Annotated in this window: 12 protein-coding genes; 7 read left to right on the top strand and 5 right to left on the bottom strand. The window is 46.7% G+C overall.

The features are described from left to right. The first annotated feature begins 153 nt into the window (after positions 1-153). The 7 genes from HK25_RS06395 to HK25_RS06365 all read left to right on the top strand — a co-directional run bounded on the left by HK25_RS06395 (position 154) and on the right by HK25_RS06365 (position 12,622). Positions 154-1,059 (top strand): GntR family transcriptional regulator, encoded by a 906-nt coding sequence (locus HK25_RS06395; RefSeq protein WP_086635667.1) that lies wholly within the window; start codon positions 154-156, stop codon positions 1,057-1,059. Between the two features lie 136 nt (positions 1,060-1,195). Further along, a complete protein-coding gene (locus HK25_RS06390) occupies positions 1,196-1,954 on the top strand; it encodes a response regulator transcription factor (RefSeq protein ID WP_086635666.1) in 759 nt (252 codons plus the stop codon). 7 nt (positions 1,955-1,961) lie between these two features. Further along, positions 1,962-3,338, top strand: coding sequence for an ATP-binding protein (locus HK25_RS06385; RefSeq protein ID WP_086635665.1), 1,377 nt, complete (start codon positions 1,962-1,964; stop codon positions 3,336-3,338). 23 nt (positions 3,339-3,361) lie between these two features. Next, complete coding sequence (locus tag HK25_RS06380; protein WP_086635664.1) at positions 3,362-4,555, top strand: efflux RND transporter periplasmic adaptor subunit; 1,194 nt, start codon at positions 3,362-3,364, stop codon at positions 4,553-4,555. After that, a complete protein-coding gene (locus HK25_RS06375) occupies positions 4,552-7,719 on the top strand; it encodes an efflux RND transporter permease subunit (protein WP_086553777.1) in 3,168 nt (1,055 codons plus the stop codon). Before HK25_RS06380 ends, HK25_RS06375 begins: the two co-directional genes overlap by 4 nt. After that, entirely contained in the window at positions 7,720-11,061 is a 3,342-nt protein-coding gene (locus HK25_RS06370) for an efflux RND transporter permease subunit (protein ID WP_086635663.1), read from the top strand. 22 nt (positions 11,062-11,083) lie between these two features. Then, positions 11,084-12,622: an efflux transporter outer membrane subunit gene (locus HK25_RS06365; protein ID WP_086635662.1), complete on the top strand. Its 1,539-nt coding sequence runs from the start codon at positions 11,084-11,086 to the stop codon at positions 12,620-12,622. 115 nt (positions 12,623-12,737) lie between these two features. Here HK25_RS06365 and HK25_RS06360 read toward each other — a convergent pair whose 3' ends face one another. The 5 genes from HK25_RS06360 to HK25_RS06335 form a co-directional block, all read right to left on the bottom strand. Beyond that, the gene (locus HK25_RS06360) at positions 12,738-14,144 is read right to left on the bottom strand and encodes an OprO/OprP family phosphate-selective porin (RefSeq protein WP_158092923.1); all 1,407 of its coding nucleotides are present in this window, start codon (positions 14,142-14,144) and stop codon (positions 12,738-12,740) included. A 632-nt stretch (positions 14,145-14,776) separates the two neighbouring features. Next, positions 14,777-16,573: an allophanate hydrolase gene (gene atzF, locus HK25_RS06350; protein WP_086635660.1), complete on the bottom strand. Its 1,797-nt coding sequence runs from the start codon at positions 16,571-16,573 to the stop codon at positions 14,777-14,779. A gap of 51 nt (positions 16,574-16,624) precedes the next feature. Then, complete coding sequence (uca, locus tag HK25_RS06345; RefSeq protein ID WP_086635659.1) at positions 16,625-20,164, bottom strand: urea carboxylase; 3,540 nt, start codon at positions 20,162-20,164, stop codon at positions 16,625-16,627. A gap of 18 nt (positions 20,165-20,182) precedes the next feature. Beyond that, on the bottom strand, positions 20,183-20,827 hold the full coding sequence (locus HK25_RS06340; protein ID WP_086553770.1) for an urea amidolyase associated protein UAAP2: 645 nt from the start codon (positions 20,825-20,827) through the stop codon (positions 20,183-20,185). 14 nt (positions 20,828-20,841) lie between these two features. Continuing rightward, positions 20,842-21,645 (bottom strand): urea amidolyase associated protein UAAP1, encoded by an 804-nt coding sequence (locus HK25_RS06335; RefSeq protein ID WP_086635658.1) that lies wholly within the window; start codon positions 21,643-21,645, stop codon positions 20,842-20,844. Positions 21,646-21,648: the final 3 nt, after the last annotated feature.

Below are 21,648 nucleotides of genomic sequence, written 5' to 3'. Positions count from 1 at the left end.
CGGTAAGCCTGTGAATCACAATCTCTCGCTCAGTTCAATAAATTAACAGGTCCTGAGCCTAGATGCAGAAAAAAAATTTATGTGATATATCAACCGAATAAGGTTCTTGCAGAGATAAATATCATCTCATTTTCTTTCTGATGGTTCTAACTTATGGGTAATACTCCTTCAGCACTTCAGATCCGACTGGCTGAAAAAATTGTCTCACTTGTTCGTATGGAAAGCTGGCAAACAGGCCATCATCTGACTGAAGATGCCCTGAGCGATATTCTGGTCACCTCACGGACCCCTGTCAGAGGCGCTCTTATTTATCTTGCAGAAGCAGATTTTCTGGAACGAAGACCACAGAAGGGTTTTTATGTTAAAAACCCGGAAATAAATCCTTTTGAAGAAAAAAATGATATATCTGCAGCAGACGAAAATGATATATACCAGAAAATAGCACTTGATCGCCTGAAACATACCTTACCTGATACAGTCAGTATGAGTGAACTGGTGCGCCGTTACAATATATCGCGCGCCAGGATGCTGCATGTACTCACAAGAATAGCATCCGAAGGCTGGGCGGAGCGCAGGTCAGGCAATGGGTGGGCATTTCAGACACTGATAGATAACGTCGATGCCTATAAAGAAAATTACCTTTTCAGGGCAACGTTAGAGCCCGCTTTTATGCGCAGTGAAGACTTTTACCCCGATGATCTTATTCTGCTACGCCTCAAAGAAAAACAGGAATTTGTTAAAAATGAAGGCTACAAATTCCTCAGTTCTATAGAATTTTTTCAGATTGATGCAGAGTTTCATGAAACTCTGGCCACAATGACTGGCAACCGTTTTTTTATACGCGCTCTGAAACGCGCTAACCAGCTACGACGCCTTATGGAGTACGGACTACCTCCTGACCATAAATTTATACAACGTGTCTGCCTGGAGCATATTGCCGTTATAAATGCCCTTTTAAATAAAAACATCAAAGCAGGCGCAACATTACTTAAAAATCACATTACAAAAGGTATGATTTTCAAATCTCACTCCCTCATGAGTATAGCAAAAGAAAAATAATAACCTCATAAAAACCAAAATATTTAAAATTGTTTTTTTTCATTCTGACATAAATCAGACAACACTCTTTCCTGCTGCTCTATTTGCGTTCAATATCCTCAGCACTATCCCACTTTCATATGCAGGGGTCTGCTGCGTGCCTGAACCGCAATCACTTTATAACCTTAAAGAAAACATTGTTCACCATGCAACGCGGCAGCCACATATTCTGATCGTTGAAGATGATGACGAAATCAGATTACTGCTCGAACAATATCTGTCGCAAAAAGGGTACGTCACCTCAGCAGCTACCGACATGGAAGGCATCGAGCTTATTTTTGCAAGAGATCCTGTTGATCTCATTCTTCTTGACCTCATGCTTCCTAAGGAAGACGGCAGAACATTGTGTCGTTACATTAAAGAAAAAACTAATCTCCCCTTATTAATTATCAGTGCTCTTTCAGAAGTCAGCGACCGTATCACCGGCCTTAACCTTGGTGCTGACGACTATATTGCCAAACCTTTTGACCCAAGTGAGCTTGAGGCACGTATTCGGGCTGTTTTTCGACGCAATCAGAATACCGGCCTGCCTCAGGAGTATCGTTTTGGTACATGGCTTTTTTTGCCACGCAAAAGCATACTTTATAGTCAAAAAGGTGTGCGGATTACTCTGACGGGTGCTGAAACTAAATTACTACAGGAATTTTGTCTCAACCCTGAAATACTTATGAGCCGTGCCATGCTGGTTGAAGCTCTGAAAGGAGATGCTGATGAACTTGAACCTCGTGCCATTGATCTGATTATTAGCAGATTAAGACGAAAACTTTCAGAAGAAGGTGGTCAGCTCGAGCTTATTCGTACAGTCCGTGGTGAAGGCTATATTTTTCAGCCTCAAACACAGCGCTCAGAAGGCTAGCCTTCTCATGACAGTCCGTTACACACTCTGGCCACGCCGTATTTCCACTCAGATGTCGGCTATTCTTATCATCTGTATGCTGACAACATTGTTCATCATCGCCTGTCTTCTGACTATTTTCAGGCCTTATGTTCCTCCTGTACCCTATGGCCCATGGGCAAGCACTATGGCCCTTGAAACAGGCTTTACTGCTATAGAAAGTCTGCCTGAGGCTGAGCAACCTGTTTTTGCCAGAAAAATTTCCAATCCTGACCTCAGTTTTTTCGTCAATGAAAATGTTCCATGTCAGGAAAAAGCCAGTGCTTTCTCCACTGAAGGCTTACGCCGCATACTACAAAGCCGACATGCTGACACACTTGTCAGCGTCAAAACCTGCAGCACTGATGACCCGGGTACAACAGTAAGTTATGTCAGCTTTGACCGTGGACGGTATATTGCACTTATTAATAACAGAATGAACTCTTACTGGCCTCATGTTCTGCATGTAGCAATGCCATTAATCGTTGCTTTCTCATCTCTTACCCTGATGGTCATCACTTTGTCTTTCTGGTCGGTCCGGCGCATTAACCGACCTCTGAGCGACCTAGCTGAACGCGTCGATACCTTTGGTTATGACATCAGCCCGACACCGCTTGACGAAAATGGTCCGGCAGAAATTCAAAGCCTGGCAATGGCCTATAACCGTATGCAAACACGTATTGTGCAGCATGTTGAAGAACGCACACGTATGCTCATGACAATTGGACACGACCTGCGAACCCCCCTCACCCGCATGGCAATGCGGGTAGAGCTTGGAGAAAGCACTCTTAAAGCCGATGCATTGCGCCGTGATGTCAGTCTGATGACCCATATGCTCAATGGCGCTTTGTCTTTTCTGCGCGGCCAGAATGACGAAGAACCTGAAGAAACTACCGATCTTGACTCTCTTATCGAAAGTCTGTGCACCGCTTTTTCAGATACGGGAAAGCCTGTCTTCTACACTCCGGGCGACCAGGTGGTATGCTGCTGCCAACCCGTTGCCCTCTCACGCGCTCTGAACAACCTGATCGAAAATGGCCTGAGATATGGTGGTGATGTCACTGTGACTTTGCAGGCGTCAGAACAAAAAGCCATTATCAGCATCAGCGATAATGGCCCGGGAATTCCCGCAGAAAGTAAAGAGGCCATGCAACTGCCATTTACACGTATGGACCAGGCTCGTTCATCTCCTGCCGGGCTTGGTTTGGGCCTTTCAATCGTCAGGCAGATTATTGACCGGCACAAAGGCACTATGGCGCTGCTTGATAATTTACCAGAAGGGCTTCTTGTGCAAATCACCCTTCCTGTCAGCGGACACAGTATCTCTTCCCATCGACCACAGTTAACTTCTCTTCCACACCACTAAACAGACGATTTTAGGATAGTATCATGTCAGATCCGATTCACCCCAAAACGTCTGAAACACAGACAAAACGCTCATCATCTAAAAAAACGCTGCTGATAGGTGCTGTTATTATCATTGCAGGTGCAGGGTTGTGGCGTTTCTCAACCCGTCACACCACAACGCATCTTACTGCAGATCAGACTACACCCGTTGCTGTTGCCGCTGTCACACGCGGAGATATGCCTGTTATCTTTACAGAACTAGGCACGGTTATCCCCATTACAAATGTCACAGTACAGACCCGCGTTTCGGGCTACCTTATGAAAGTTCTTTATACAGAAGGACAGGAAGTCAAAGAAGGCGATTTGCTGGAATTAATTGACCCTCGCCCTTATGAAGCACAGCTAAAACAATATCAGGGTCAGCTCATTGCTGATCAGGCACAGCTGGCACAGGCCCGTATGGATTATACACGGTACCTGAAACTGCAAAAACATGATGCTATTGATACACAGACAGCCCAGGACCAGAAGTACAAAGTTGAACAGCTGGAAGGTACTGTACAGGCTGATGAAGGACTAATTCAAACCTATAAACTCGATATTGAATATTGCCATATCTACGCTCCTGTTTCAGGTCGCATTGGTATCCGTGCTGTTGACCGGGGCAATTATGTCGCCGCCGGACAAACTAACGGGCTGGCAACGCTGGCACAGATGTCGCCTATCTCTGTTATTTTTACCGTACCACAGGATAAGCTCAGCACGGTATGGAAAACCCTGCGCAAAGAGAAAACTTTACCTGTACAAATATGGGATAGCGAGAATGCCGAAAAGCTGGCTGATGGCACAGTCAGTAGTCTCGACAGTGAACTCGACACTTCAACAGGTACCGTCAAATTACGCGCCCTGTTGCCCAACGCTGATGAAAACCTTTTCCCCAACCAGTTTGTCAATGCACACCTGATTATCAGAACAGAGCATAATGTTCTGCTTATGCCAGAGACTGCCGTACAAACCGGGCCAGATGGTTCTTACGTATACCTCACGGATGCAAACAACACCGTGCATGTACAAAATGTAAAGCTTGGCACCAGTCAGGATACCACCGTTGTCATAACAGATGGCCTCAAAGAAGGGGACAAAGTTGTTATCTCAGGTGTCGACCATCTGAGAAACGGCTCACGGATCAGTATTCCGGCTAACTCACCAGCAAAAGCCAGCGGAAACGGACAATGAATTTCTCACGGGTTTTCATCGACCGGCCAGTTGCGACCACCCTGCTTTCTATAGCTATTCTTCTGGCCGGTTTTATCAGTTACCGCTTTCTGCCTGTCTCAGCGTTACCTGAGGTAGACTACCCGACAATCGTGGTACGCACTTTCTACCCGGGGGCAAGTGCTGATGTCATGATGACATCAGTAACAGCACCTCTCGAAGGTGAAATGGGGCAAATGCCCGGCCTTGACCAGATGACCTCACAATCATCTGCCGGGGCATCCGTAGTGACACTGCGTTTTTCACTTTCAACATCACTCGACGTCGCTGAACAGGAAGTTCAGGCTGCAATCAATTCAGCGAACTCCCTGTTACCATCTGCCCTGCCTGCACCACCAATTTATTCAAAAGTTAACCCGGCTGATACGCCCATTCTTATTCTTGGTGTGACTTCAGCGACCCTTCCTCTCCCTGAAGTGCAGGATTACGTTGCCACGCGTCTTGAACAAAAAATCAGCCAGATATCAGGCGTCGGAGAAGTCTCTCTCTCCGGTGGGAATAAAAAAGCTTACCGCGTGAGCGTCAATATTCCTAAAATGACATCATACGGTATTGATATCGATACGCTGCGTACAACCATTAATAATATTAATGTAAATACGCCCACAGGCAGTTTTAACGGTGAATATCAGAACCGAACCATAAATTTCCAGGGGCAGATATCAGACACTGAGCAGCTGCTCAACCAGGTTATAGGCTGGTCCGCTACCAGCAAGGGCCCTGTACGGATACGTGATATTGCTACGGTATCAGAAGGGGCGGAAGATGATGAACTGGCAGGCTGGTCTGACACAGACCCTGCAATTATTCTCAACATCAGGCGTCAGCCTTCAGCCAATATCCTGAGTACAGTCAATGCCATTAAACAAAGACTGCCACAACTTGAAACCGAACTCCCCGCGGGTGTAAAAATCAAGATACTGACAGACCGTACAACCACTATTCAGGCTTCAGTTGCTGACGTTGAGTTTGAACTTATCCTCTCTCTGATTCTGGTAGTTGCCGTTATTTTTGTTTTTTTACACGACCCGTCAGCTACTGTTATTCCGGCCCTTTCTGTACCACTGTCAATTATCGGCACACTTGCCGTAATGCATCTGGCCGGGTTCTCTCTCGACAACCTTTCCCTCATGTCTCTCACTATCGCAACAGGCTTTGTCGTTGACGATGCGATTGTTATGATTGAAAACATCGCACGCTATGTTGAAAAAGGAGAAAGCCGCTATAAAGCGGCTGTTGAAGGTTCTGGTGAAATTGGTTTTACCATTATCTCTCTGACGGTCTCACTGATCGCCGTGCTCATTCCTCTGCTGTTCATGAGCGATGTCATTGGCCGGCTTTTTTACGAGTTTTCAGTAACTCTGGCTGTGACAATTATTATTTCGGCAGCTGTATCACTGACACTGGTACCTATGCTTTGCGCACGCCTGTTAAAAGATCATGATCACAGTGGAGAAAAACCCAAATGGGCAACAGCCACTGACCACTTTATTACTCGCGTCATAGAAGCTTACGGCAAGGGTCTTCACCTGGTGTTACGCCATCAGACACTTACAATGCTCTGTTTCGGTATAACGCTGATTGCAACTGCAGCTCTTGTTATAACCATCCCTAAAGGACTCTTTCCTGAACAGGATACCGGTGTTTTACAGGGTATTTCAGTAATGGATGGCTCTATCTCTTTCGATGAAATGAAAGTGCTGCAAAGCAAACTTGGAGCCACATTGCTTAAAGACCCCGATGTAGTAAGTCTTTCTTCCTATATCGGAGTAGATGGTGACAACACGACACTGAGCCGCGGACGTTTTGAAATTAATCTCAAAGCACATAATAAGAGAACGCTGACAGCCAGTGAAATTGCCTTGCGCCTGCAGGAAGAAGCCCTGCAGATACCAGGCACACGACTATATGTGCAGCCTGTGCAGGATCTTACACTGAACACAACCGTATCAGCGACGCGCTATCAGTTTCTGATTGAAGACACCAGCGTAGACCGTCTGACATCATGGGTACCTCAGCTGATCAGTGCGCTGCAAAAAGCTCCCTCTCTTTCTGATGTAACATCTGACCTTCAGGCAAAAGGACTGGCCGCTGACGTCACACTTAACCGCTCTACCGGTGCACGCTTTTCAATTACACCGCAGACGGTTGACAACCTGTTATATGACTCATTCGGGCAGCGTCAGATTACAACTATTTACACGCAGGCAAATCAGTACCGTGTTATTCTTGAAGCACTACCTGAGTTACAAAAAAATCCTTCAGCACTTGACCAGCTTTATATGGCAGGAAGCGCATCACGCGGGAGCGACACAACCGGCCCTGAACGTGACCCGACATCGGGGCTCGTACCATTAGGCTCAGTTGCAAAAATCACGTCATCAACAGCACCTCTGCTCATTACCCATGTAGCGCAATTTCCTGCAGCAACAATTTCGTTTAATGTCACGCCGGGATACTCACTGGGAGATGCCGTAACAGCTATCGACAAAACACGTTCTGCCTTACACCTTCCTGATACCATGCGGACATCCTTTCAGGGAACTGCACAGGTTTTTGAAAGCAGCATGTCGAGCGAAATGTGGTTAATTCTTGCTGCCCTCGCCGCTGTATATATTGTTCTGGGTGTTTTATATGAAAGCTTCATTCATCCACTGACAATTCTGTCAACACTACCCTCAGCTGCTGTCGGTGCTCTTCTGATGCTATGGATCACAGGAGCAGGACTGGATATTATGGGGGTTATCGGCATTGTTCTGCTGATTGGTATCGTCAAGAAAAACGCGATCATGATGATCGACTTTGCTCTTGAAGCCGAGCGTATTGAAAAACAATCACCTGAAGCATCAATTATTCAGGCAGCTATGCTACGCTTTCGTCCTATTCTGATGACAACTCTGGCAGCTATGCTCGGCGCTGTGCCACTGGCCCTTGGCACCGGAGTTGGCTCTGAACTACGCCGCCCGCTGGGTTATGCTATTGTCGGTGGACTGCTGGTCAGTCAGCTTCTGACACTATTCACCACCCCGGTTATTTACCTGAAAATGGAATATATGCGCCAGCGTGTCGTTTCATGGCAGCAAAGGCACAAAAAATCTGCATCCAGCTCTTCAGGAGAATTATAAATGTCTCCTGTTGCTTTGTGTGTTAAACGCCCGGTAGGCACAACACTTATCGTTATTGGTATGATACTGGCCGGTATCATTGGGTATACAATGCTGCCTGTTGCAAGCCTGCCAGCCATTGATATGCCCATGATTCAGGTCTCCGCTCAGCAATCAGGCGGGACACCTGAGGAGCTGGCGAGCACTATTGCGGAACCTCTGGAACGGCATCTTGGGACAATTTCAGGGCTGAATGCGATGACTTCACGCTCCGTCACAGGGCAGGTCAGTATATCACTCCAGTTTGTTTCATCACGTAATGTAAACAGTGCCGCCAGAGATGTGCAGGCCGCCATTCGTGCAGCCCGTACAGACCTGCCAACAACCCTGCGACAGGATCCATCATACCGCATTGCCAATACATCAGGCATGCCTATCCTCGTTATGGCACTGACATCAAAAACCCGTACACCAGCACAACTTTATGATGAAGCCACAAATGTGCTGGCTCAGCATCTTGACTCAGTAAGCGGTGTTGGTGACATTCAGCTTGGTGGCAGTGCTCTGCCTGCCGTTCGCGTTGAGATGAACCCTCTCAAACTCTACAAATATGGAATCGGGTTTGAAGATATCCGTGCAGCCCTGGCATCAGCTAACGCGAATACTCCCAAGGGATTTATCACTCGTGGTAAACAGCGCCTTATTCTGCAGACAAACGACCAGGTACATGGAGCAAAAGACCTGAAAGGTCTGATCGTTGCCTACCGTAGCAACCGCCCGGTTCACCTTATTGATGTTGCAGATGTAACAGACAGTGTAGAAAATGTCGAAACAGGTGGATTTTATAATCAGACACCTGCTGTTCTGGCCATCGTTTTTCCACGATCCGGTACAAATGTTGTCAAAACAATTAATGAGATCCGTGCAAAATTTCCACTATTACACTCAGCTTTGTCTGCTGATGTAGAGCTACATGTCTGCAGCGATCGTTCCGTCACCATTCGTGCTGCACTTGAAGACACACAGCGCACTCTTGTTCTTTCTGTTATTCTGGTTATCGCTGTTGTTCTGCTTTTCCTGCGATCACCACGTACAACTATGATCCCTGCTGTTGTTATTCCCTCATCTCTCATAACGACTTTTGGCGTAATGAAACTGATGGGATACTCCCTCGACAGTCTCTCTCTGATGGCCCTGACCATTGCGACAGGATTTGTTGTGGATGATGCCATTGTTGTACTTGAAAATATCAGTCGTCATATCGAAAATGGCATGCCACACAAAGAAGCTGTTCTGAAAGGGGCAGAAGAGGTCGCTTTTACTGTTTTTTCAGTTTCACTCTCACTGGTTGCCGTTTTCTTTCCCATTACGATGCTTGGGGGCATGCTTGGCGGCCTGCTCCATGAATTTGCTATGACCATTTCAATTACCGTCATGGTGTCAATGGTGCTGTCACTCACCCTTACCCCCATGATGTGTTCCTTTATGCTCAAATCAAAAGAGGAAATGGATCATGAAGAAAGTGTCAGAAACAAAAACTGGCTAAACAAAATTTCTGCTTTTCTGGAAAATGGTTTTAACCTTCTTCATGACAGTTATGGTCACATGCTTGACCGCTCTCTTAAACATCCTGTTCTCGTACTTCTCTCACTTCCGGCAACTATTGTTATTATGGGTATACTTTTTATTATTATGCCCAAAGGTCTTTTTCCTGAAAGTGATACAGGATCACTGATGGCTCATCTGGTCGCCGATCAGTCTATTTCTTTTAAAAGCATGATAGGTAAAGTTAAGGACGTTGAAAATCGTATACTAGGCAACAAAGAAGTTAATAGTGTTGTCGGCTTCCTGGGCGGTCGTGACTCAGCTAACCAGGCTATGATTTTTATTGAACTGAAAGAGAAAGATCAACGCAAAGTATCAGTTGATAAAACGGTTGCTGACCTCAGGCAACGTACAGATAATATTGCAGGAGCAAAATTTCTTTCCAGTGTACCAAGTTTGCTGCCTGGTGGCCCACGCTCAGGCAATGCGGCCTATCAGTACACACTTGAGAGCGATGATGCCGCCACTCTCTATCACTGGATGCCCCTGCTTCAGCAGGCTTTACAAAAGCATTCTGAATTAGCTGATATTTCGACAGATATTCAGCAAAAAGGTCTGGCTGAAAATGTTAATATTAACCGTGACAGTACAGCCAGAACCAGTCTGACAGCACAGCTTGTAGCTAACACACTTTATGATGCCTATGGTCAGCGGGCTGCATCAGTTATTTATAATGCGCTTAACCAGTATCGTGTTGTTATGAATGTTAAGCCAGAGTTCTGGAAAAATGCAGATATGCTGCAAATGACATGGGTTAGCACAGCAGGTGGCACCGCAAGCGGCAGCACGCAAAGTAATACAATCCGCTCATCTGGTACAACAACGACATCTTCATCATCATCTGATGTCGATGATGCAACATCTGCACAAAACAGCCAGTCTTTTAAAAACCAGATTGCTAACAGCCTGGCTGGAGGAAGTGGTGCATCAAATGGCTCAGCTGTCTCTTCTAATGCTGAAACTATGGTACCACTATCCGCTATTGCTCATATGTCACGCGGCACCACACCAGTGAACATTAATCATCAGGGACAGGCCATTGCTGCAACGTTATCTTTCAACCTGACTGCAGGAGCATCTATAAATGATGCGGCACGTATTATTGCAGATGATATGGCAAATCTGAAGATACCATCCTCTGTCCATGGTGGATTTGCAGGAACAACTGCGCGCCTGCAGCAGGAAAGCAGTAACGAGCCTTTAATTATTCTCGTAGCGCTGCTCGCTGTTTATGTTGTTCTGGGCATTTTATATGAAAGTTATGTCCACCCGATTACCATTCTATCCACCCTGCCCTCTGCCGGCGCAGGAGCCCTGCTTGCACTTTATCTGAGCGGACAGGAATTTGATCTTATCGGACTTATCGGCGTTATTCTTCTGATAGGTATAGTTAAGAAAAATGCTATTATGCTCGTAGATTTTGCAATCACTGAAGAGCGTGAACATGGCCTCTCGGCTCACGATGCTATTTATCAGGCCTGCATGCTGCGCTTTCGCCCTATCCTCATGACAACACTAGCCGCAGCTCTTGGTGCAGTACCGCTCGTACTGGGGAATGGTTATGGCATAGAACTACGCCGACCTCTTGGCATTGCTATCATTGGCGGCCTTGCACTTAGTCAGGTACTAACACTTTTCACCACTCCGGTTGTGTATATTTACCTGGACAGACTTGGCATGTGGGGACGCAAAGCTATTCCCGCTGTTGTACATGCTATCCTGAAACCCCTTCGTTCCATACGTATCCGTCGCTCCTGACCTCTTTCGGAATATTGTTGCCATGACACTCTCACGCTCTTCACTTTCCGGTCGGTCTCTGCTCAAGGCAATGGCTGCGCTGATTACCCCCACAATTTTATCAGGCTGTATTCTGGTCGGGCCGGATTATAAACGCCCCAAAGCTGTGCTTTCTGCAAAATTCAAAGAAACACAGCCGGCACCTGGATGGTCAAAAGCACAGCCGGATATGGCTGCTATTCCCAAGGGTACCTGGTGGACAATTTATAACGATCCGGTTCTGAATGAACTGGAATCACAGGTTTCAATCTCCAACCAGAATCTTAAAAAATACGAAGCCCAGTATCGCAATGCTCAGGCTCTTGTCATGGCTGCACAGGCCAACCTTTACCCAACCCTTACTGGTGGGCTTAATTTTTCACGAAACAGTCAGGGTGGCACAGCAACATCAACAAGCGGAACACAATACAGCACAGGCAGAACACGCAATACCTACGCCGCACAGTTGTCAGCAGACTGGACCGTTGATATCTGGGGTAAAATCCGCCGTCAGATCCAGGAACAGGTTACAGCCGCACAGGCAAGTGCTGCTGATCTGGCTAATGCACGCCTCTCTTACCAGTCACAGCTGGCTCAGGATTATTTTGAGCTGCGCTACCAGGACTCACTCAAAGCACTACTTGAACGTAATATCACGTTATACGAGCACACACTTGCTATTGTACAGGCTCAGCACCAGGGCGGCACAATGAACGGTAATGATGTATGGCAGGCTCAGAACCAGCTGGATGCTGCGCGCGCCAATGCAACAGCAACAGACGTTACACGTTCAGAATATGAACATGCCATTGCTGTGCTTATAGGCAGACCTCCAGCCGAACTTTCGCTGTCACGAAACACTCTTCCTGCTTTCATTCCTGAAATTCCTGTTTCTATACCAGCATCTTTACTGCAACGTCGTCCTGATATTGCATCGGCTGAAAGAGCCATGGAACAGTATAATGCTGAGATTGGTGTTGCAATTGGCGCCTTCTATCCTCAGCTTTCCTTGTCCGCCGCTTATGGATACAGCGGCAATCCTGTTCAGTCACTCATTCAGGTTAGCAACCGCATATGGTCTCTTGGTGCATCGGCTTCACAAACTATTTTTGCCGGTGGTGCACGCACAGCAGCTGTTGAAGAAGCCAATGCAGATTATGACAGTGCTGTCGCAACTTACAGACAAACTGTTCTTACGGCCCTTCAGGATACGGAAGATCAGTTATCCAGTCTGAGGATATTAAAACAACAGGCTGAAGAGCAGAAACGTGCTGTGCAGTCAGCTATTCACGCTGCTGATGTCTCTGTCAGTCAGTATAAATATGGTACTGCTATTTATACAACCGTACTTACAAGCCAGCGTAGTGCGCTCAGTAGTCAGCAAACAGCCTTACAAATTCAGCAAAATCGTTTACTTGCCAGTGTTAAGCTGATTGCTGATATGGGGGGTGGCTGGAATATCGACGAACTTCCGTCAAAAAACTATCTGCAACGTCATAACCCTCTGGTTCCAGCATTTATTGAAAATAGTCTCCAGAAATAACTTAATAAAAAATCTGTCAGAAAGTTCTCTCTGACAGATTTATTTTTTACCCAAGAGGGGTATATAATATATAATTTTTATATATTATAATTATGAACTATTAAAAAAAATTAGATTAAAATATAACAGCAACCCTGGCACCAAATGTATCACCACTATTACTACCGATGTAATCTCCCGTCGCATTATAAACATGAGCGTGCGTATAGTTAAACATCAGATGCGCTGTGCTCATAAGATACCAGTTAAGACCAGCGGTTAACGTCCATGCATCTGCTCCTGAGAAAACATGAGACGAATTTGCCCAGTCCCAGCGGAAAGCCAGCTCCCACGCACCCATACCACCATCAATCACCGGATGCAGGACATGTGGCAGACCCCACACGCCATTACGTGGCATATAGTTCGGCTTCTCACCTGTCAGAAAAACACCATACTGAGCACTAAATGCCCTGACTGTGCCTGTCATACCGGCAAAATCAGTCGAACTCGAAGCTATCCCTGAAGTACGCCGCAATGTCATACGACGTGCACCGAACTCAACAAGAGCCCACATACTCTTCCTCATACCGAAAAGTTCCAGCCCCCCGGCAAATGAATGTGCAAGAGGAGCTGTTGGGCCAAACTGCAAATTAAAGTTATTATTTGTACGACTAAGTGCCTCTATATCCTGCGTAAAATTTTGTGCCGGTTTAACATCTTCATAGTAACCCCATATCCCCAGGTGCAAAAGATATGTGTTGTTTCTGAATGGAATATAATGTGCTCTTGCTAAATAAGTAATATCGTCACGTATATTATTTTTCATGTTAACGTTGTTAACCTGATCACCAGCTATCTGTGTCGCCACATGCCAGTTATTACCATATATTTTATAAGCCCCGCCAAGACCATACCACCCCATAACCGGCACCAGTGTCGTAGCAACTAAATCGCGGTCCAGAAAGACGGTATTATATGAACCTGTCGAACCATCAAAGCCACGTTCTGAAAATTTATGCCCAAGCGTATATTCAGCAACGTGACCGAATGTTTTGGTTGTCCATGTCGCATAAGCACTCATCAGAACAAGTGAGTTGCTTGAGAAATCACTCTCGATAACCCATGACAGTTGTTTAATTCGACCTTCAGCACCGATACGCGCAGCACGCATCATCGTTCTGGAAACATTCAGATTATGAAAACGACTACCAAAAGAAGACCCATAATCAGCCAGGATCCTGCCTCTCAGACGGAATGAATAATCACCATTCTCTGTCGTAATGGCGGGAATTCCATTTCCCCACTTCAGGATCAGACCATTGACCTGTGTAGTGCTTTTATTATCTCTTGCTGAATAACCAAATAATTTTTCAAAATAATTATTACTCTCGACTCTTTCTGCATAAGGATCATGAAACCTGATACTTTCCTCAGGTGTTCCGGAATAATTTATTCGCCTTACAACACTCGCATCTTCATTCTGCTTTTTATTGTAGGTTACTTTTTTAACATAAACTTTACGGGACTCTATTTGCCCCATGCGCTTTTCAAGAGACTGAATCTGTTGTGACTGTTTATTTATAATAGCAATTAACTGAGATATTTTGTCATCATACTTACTTTGACCCGCATAAGCTGGCGCAGCCATAAAAAATGAAAATACAATTAGCGACACTACTTTTTTATTATTATTTTTGATCATAACTATATTATTTATTTTTTGATAGAGTCAGTTTATTGATAGACAAAGCAGAATGTTCCTCTGAAAAGTTGTTGCATTTCTGGAATAGCTGAATTGCAAAGTGATTTCATGTCAATCATTTTGCTCTTATATCAATCGCTTGTGATAAAATAACTTTCAGGAAATATTTTTATTTATCTCAATAATATCATTAAGTTACAAACTCTTACTGACAAATATATTACGTTTTTTTGATGATTTTGTAATATAGAATAAGGAGAAAGACGTTAAAAGATTACACTAAACGATTCTGCATATGAGAAATATATAAGAAAGAATTTAAAAGTGAAAAAATTTATTTTTACTTTCTGTATCATGAAAAATTCAAAAAGATAATCATAAAAATAATATAAAAAAACAAAATATAAAATATAAAAATTATGTTGCCTCAGAACTTCTCGAAGCAAGTTCTGAAGCAACGCAAAAACATATTAAATTTTAGCGTAACGCCAGCCACCACTCGCAGTAATTTCTTTTCCACTACGTGCAATCGCCTCACTACACAAAAAGCCGCAAACCTCACTGCCATCAGCCAGTAAAATTTTACCAATCGCCATTGGCTGAGGCAGACCAGCAACAAAACGACCAAAACCTCCGGCTGAAAGCTCGTAAACCTCGACTTCAAGACCAGGCCCTGAAAAGCCCCTCTCACGCACCAGACCCGGTTTAGGAGGCGTCGCATTGGGCAAGGCAAATAAACGATAATCTGCCGCAGTGCGTGTCGTCGCTTTCAGCACAGCCTGCTCCTGCTCAAGCTGCCAGTGCAAGGGAAAGCCCTTCAGATGCGCACCAACAACAGCAACCAGAATATTACCAGGTGCAGGCTGTGCGGCATTGTCGTCAGCTGTCATTAAATGTGTGCCGGACAAACCCGTTGTATGCTGAGCCTCTTTATGAAAACGCCCGGCAAGAGATGCCAGATCACAATCCGTCAGAGCAGGTGCAATAAATGTTACACCAAAAGGCATACCATCAGGTGCAAAACCTGCCGGCACCGCACAGGCTGCCATATCAAGCAGATTTACAAAATTAGTGTAGGTGCCAAGCATACTGTTCGCTACAACAGGCTGATCAATCACTTCCTTTTTTGTTACAATGCGTGGCGCTGTTGGCACGACCATTACATCAAACTGCTTCCACATCCGGTCTGCAATTTGTTTAAGCTGGTGCTGGCGATAAATACCATCAAACACATCAGTAGCTGAATAATGAGCGGCACAGTCAATAATTTTACCAACGACAGGGTCCATATCCTGTCGATTATTTTTATAAAATTCTTTAACCGCAGCTAAACGCTCGACGACAAACGGGCCACTATAAAGAAGCTCTGCTGTTTCTTTAAGCGGTGTGAAATCAATCTCAACTTCAATGCCACCCATTTTTTTAAGCTGAGAAATCGCCTGCTCATACAAAGCAGCATTATGTGTATTACCGTCAAAAAAACGATCCTGCTTACGCAGCACACCAAAACGAAAGGGCCCTGCTGGCAAAGCACGCGGAGTCAGAGCGCGTGAGTAAGGCGAGCGAGCATCAGGAGCAGCGGCACACTGTTCAACACACCAGGCATCAGCAGTCGATGCTGCAAAAACAGAAATGCAATCGATTGAAGCGCAGGCAGGCACAAGACCATAATTGCTCAGTGCGCCGCGTGACGGCTTAAGCCCGACAATGTTGTTAAAAGCAGCAGGTACTCGTCCTGAACCTGCCGTATCAGTGCCCAGAGCGAAAGATACCAGACCGGCTGCAACAGCAACGGCTGAGCCTGAGCTTGAGCCTCCTGACACATGCTCTGCACTAAAGACACTATGAGGCTGCCCGTAAGGCGAGCGCATCCCGACAAGACCAGTCGCAAACTGATCAAGGTTGGTTTTGCCTACCACTATAGCACCGGCAGCCTCAAGGCGGCTAACCACCTCTGCACTTTCTTTCGCTTCATAAGCAAAAGCCGGACAGGCCGCAGTCGTGGGCAAACCAGCTACGTCAATATTATCTTTTACCGCAAAAGGAACCCCATAAAGCGGCAGATCATCAGCTGATAAACTCTCAAGCTCAGCGGCTCTTGCAAGAAGACGTTCAGGTGAGACACGCGTAATCCACACTGCAGGATCAACTGCATGATAAGCGTCGATACGCGCCAGCACCTCACGCACAATATCTGTCGGGGTGAGCGCACCATTGCGACAGGCAGTAAGAAGGGGCGTAATCTGTAACATTGCAGGAAATGACATGATTTTTATATCCTTATTACTGCTGCAAAAGAAAGAAATTATTCTGCGGCTTTAATCGGTGCACACCACCATAATGCGTTCACCTCCTCGCACTTCGCGGCCTTTACGACAAAGAATTTCTTTCACTTCGCCACTTGCAGGTGAGCTGATTTTCATTTCAGTTTTCATTGATTCAATAATCGCAACGGTGTCACCCACTTTAACCCGGTCACCTACTGCCACCTGTATCTGCCAAACACTCCCGGGAACGGGGCTGTCAACACTCATCTGCCCTTCAGGCAAAACCGACTCATCTGCCAGACTGCTGTTATCTTCAGCCTCGAAAGTATCAAGACCTTTTGCAATCCACTCCTGGCGCTCTGCCTCAAAAGCAGCCTGCTGACGCGCACAGGCTTCACCAATTTCAACTTTATTAGCTTCAAGGAAGTTTCTGTATTCTGAAAGGCTAAATTTTGTCTCTTCAATTCTGACAGAGAAACGTCCGTGCGGGAAGGCTGCACGTGCTTCCATCAGCTCATCATGCGAGACCGGATAAAAACGAATCTGATCAAAAAACCGTAATAGCCATGGGGTGTTTTCATGAAAAACATCTGTTGTTCTCCATGTATTCCAGACCTGTGTTGTACGCCCGAAAAGCTGATAACCGCCAGGGCCTTCCATGCCATAAATACACATGTAGCTGCCGCCAATACCCACAACGTTATCAGGTGTCCAGGTACGGGCAGGGTTATATTTTGTTGTCACCAGACGGTGACGAGGGTCTACAGGCGTTGCAACAGGAGCACCAAGATAAACATCGCCCAGCCCCATAACAAGATATGAAGCGCTGAAAATAATATCTTTCACAGCCTCAACTGATGAAAGACCATTAATACGACGAATAAATTCTATATTTGACGGACACCATGGTGCATTAGGGCGCACGAGCTCCTGATAACGCTGCATCGCAAGACGAGCCTGCTCATCATCCCACGAAACAGGCAGGTAAACTATACGACTTGGCACCACAATATCATCATCACCCGAAGGCAAAGCCTGCTCTGTCGTATGCAGTCTCTCAAGCAATGAAGATAACATAAGAACATCAGGATTATAATGCACCTGTAGCGACCTGATGCCCGGTGTCATATCAATAATACCGTCTATAGCCGCTTCTTTAAGGCGTTCGAGCATCAGCTGCACACGCAGGCGCAACGCGATATCAAGCTCTGGCGGCCCAAACTCAAGCAGCAGATAACAGTCACCGGCACGACGATAAACAACCGGAATTTCACCCTCTGAGCGGAACAGAACCGGAGTATCAGCGACAATCGGCTCAGGCAAAAAGGCAACACTGACGGGCTCAGGCTTTACCCGCCGGAAACGCACCTTATCACCCGGGTGCAGCTGTCCCATTTTCCACAATTCATCACGCGTCAACACGGCAGGGCAAACAAAACCACCAAGGCTTGGTCCGTCTGGCCCCAGGAGGATGGGCATATCACCTGTAAAATCGATAGCACCAATCGCATAAGCATTATCGTGAATATTAGAAGGATGCAGCCCCGCCTCTCCGCCATCAGTTCTGGCCCAGCGCGGCTTAGGACCGATCAGACGCACACCTGTACGGGCGCTGTTAAAATGCACCTCATATTCACTGGAAAACAGAGTTGCTATATCCTCCTCAAGGAAGAAGTCTGGTGCGCCGTGCGGGCCATACAACACGCCAAGCTCCCAGGTGCGGGTAAGGGCAGGACGGTCTTCTGCTGCAATTGTAACCGGGGCAGAAATAGCACCCTCAGCTTTTGCAAGACGAAGCACATCACCCGTGCGCAGCTGACCCGTGGCATGACCACCAAACTGCCCCAGCATAAAGGTCGCACTTGACCCCAGATATAGCGGTGCATCAATACCACCCCGCACGGCCAGATAAGTGCGATGCCCCGCTCCCTTGATCTGCCCCAGAGCCAGAACCTGACCAGCTTTAACTTCTACCGGCTGCCAGTAAGGCACCTCCTCCCCGTCCAGCGTGGCGGGCATCCACGCCCCTGAAAGACCGATAAGAGCCGGTGCATTAAAACGTAATACCGGCCCGGTAGCGGTAAACTCAAGCGCAGGTTTACCTTCTGCATTACCAACAATACGGTTTGCCAGACGAAAGCTATGGTCATCCATCGGGCCGCTTGGCGGCACGCCGACATCCCAGTAACCAACACGACCTGGCCAGTCCTGCACTGTAGACTGCAGGCCTGGAGCAACAACCTCGATTGTTGCAGGCATATATGCAAAACTATTGAGCAGACCTGTAAAAACTTTACCTTCTTTTACCGCCTCATCGGCAGTAATAGCGCGCAGATAATCAAGATTGCTTTCAAGGCCGCTAAGGCGTGTTTCAGTCAGTGCTGCATTAAGGTTCGCAAATGCCTCCTCACGCGAGGCACCTCGGGCAATCACTTTTGCCAGCATGGGGTCATAATAGGGGGTGACTTCAGTGCCGGTTTCAACCCAGCCATCAACACGCACGCCAGGAGCAAAACTGACTTCAGTAAGACGCCCTGTAGAAGGACGGAAATTTTCTGCCGCGTTCTCGGCATAAATACGAGCTTCGACGGCAGCACCTTCTGGTATGAGACTTTCCTGCGCAGGAAGAACCAGACTGCCATCAGCCTGGCGTACCATCCATTCAACCAGATCAATCCCGAACACTTCTTCAGTCACACAGTGCTCAACCTGAAGGCGCGTATTCACTTCAAGGAAGTAGAAATCTCCGCTTTCTGTGTCATAAATAAACTCAACTGTACCTGCTGATTCATATGCCACAGCAGCACAGAGAGCACGTGCGGCTTCGCGCAAACCAGCGCGCGTTTCATCAGAAAGACCTGGAGCTGGTGTCTCTTCAATAACCTTCTGATTACGACGCTGAAGGGAGCAGTCACGCTCACCCAGTGTAAGAATATTCCCGCGTCCATCACCAAAAATCTGAATTTCAACATGACGTGCACAGGCAATGAATTTTTCTAAAAAGACGCGGGCATCACCAAAATTATTACCCCCCATACGTGAAACAGCGGCAAAACATTCCTGCAGTTCAGCCTCGTTATGACAGATCTGCATACCAATGCCACCGCCACCGGCTGTGCTTTTCAGCATGACCGGATAGCCAATTTCAGCAGCAGCTTTTAAGGCTGCGTCAGCACTCTCAAGAATATCAGTGCCTGGCAAAAGTGGGACGTTATTCTGTCGTGCCAGGTCACGGGCTGTATGCTTAAGGCCGAAAGCACGCATATGCTCAGGGCGAGGACCCATAAATTTAATACCATGCTGAGCAAGCCTTTCAGCAAACTCTGCACGTTCACTTAAAAAACCATAACCAGGATGAACAGCCTGCGCTCCTGTACTGATACAGGCCTGCAAAATTGCGTCCATGTTCAGGTAGCTTTCACTAACCGCAGCAGGGCCAATGAGAACAGATTCATCTGCCTCAAGAACAGGCGGCGTGAAACGGTCAGCTTCAGAGCAGACAGCGACGGATGCTATGTCCATCCGCTTTAACGTACGACCAACACGACGCACGATCTCTCCGCGATTAGCAATCAATACCTTTGTGAACATGACAGGCTGCCCTTAGCGTCAAAGAGAAACAGGATCGCCGATAACGACGCGAACCGGGGTCGGCACGAAGCCATTGCAGGGGTTATTTACCTGCGGGCAGTTGGAGATCACGACCAGTGTGTCCATCTCTGCGCGCAGATCGACATATCCACCCGGATCAGAAAGGCCATCGTCAATAACCAGCTCGCCATTTTGCAAAATGGGAACATTCATAAAAAAGTTAACGTTATTAACGATATCTCTTTTACTCATACCGTATTTTTCAACTTCAAGAAGGAAGTTCTCACGACAGGCATGCATATATTTCGTCTCATGCCCAAAACGCACGGTATTTGATTCACAGCTGCAGGCACCGGCCAGTGTGTCATGACGACCGCAGGTATCAGCCACAACAGTCATCAGTACATTACCTTCGTTTGAATAAAGGCTGGTACCTGTACTGATATAAGCGGCACCCTGGTTTACCAGTGTATCCTGCGCACTGTAGCGCTCATGATAAGCATGGGCGTTATAAAAAAGTGCATCAACAGCCTGCTGACTTTCAAGATCTATAATCCGGATCACCTGACCTTTACGCACAACACCAGACCATGGTGTACGCGCAGGAATGACGTGATCGAGAACTACAGTTGAAAAAACTTTGCTGATTTCATGCTCTGTCATAGGTCTGACTCCGCTCAGGCAAACAGAATATCGGTATTGTCGAAACCACGGCGGGCTTCTTCACAGAAATTACGGCACAGATCATCTGCCGCTGGCTTCGGCGCCTGCCAGCGCACAGCTTCAACCGGACCAGGTGTGAAATCTGCATCAGGCGCAAATGGGTGCAGGCAGTTTGAAACTGCAACCAGCAGGTTCATTTCAGCCCGCAGATCAACATAATCACCGGGGTTTACATCACCCTCAACCCACTTAAAGCTTCCATCAGCCTGTGTACTGATATGCGAGAAAAACGTAATGCAGGAGGTCACATCATGCTGCGACATGCCGTATTTTCCGGCAGTGAGACGAAAATTATTACGCGTATTACGCAGGGATGAAGAACCAAAATTGCGCATATTGCTTTGTGGTGTACTGCCACCGGCCAGGGTGTCACTGAAACCACATGTATCAGCAATAACCGAAGCGAGAACCCGCCCCATATCAGAAAATAATACACGCCCTGTTGTCAGGCAGGTTGTCCATTGCAGCTTAATAGTATCACCCGCATTATAACGCTCACTTAGGTCATCGGCGTTCCACAAGGCAACTGAAACACCATTATTACCTGATGTATTTAACAGCCGGAGAGCCTGACCACGCGGCAGAAACGTGCTCCAGTACCATCCACCCGGAATAGTCTCACGATGGAGAACATCTTCTTCTTTCATCTCAACAGGCGCTGCCGGAGCACGCACGCTGTTTTCTGTTTCAAGGGCCTGATCGCGCAGCTGATTATAACGCGCACGGTACCATTCTGGTGACTGTTGATCAATTTGCATAAA

This window comes from Acetobacter sp. DsW_059 (assembly GCF_002153695.1).
Taxonomy (GTDB): domain Bacteria; phylum Pseudomonadota; class Alphaproteobacteria; order Acetobacterales; family Acetobacteraceae; genus Acetobacter; species Acetobacter thailandicus.
This window is presented reverse-complemented; position numbering and strand designations above follow the sequence as displayed.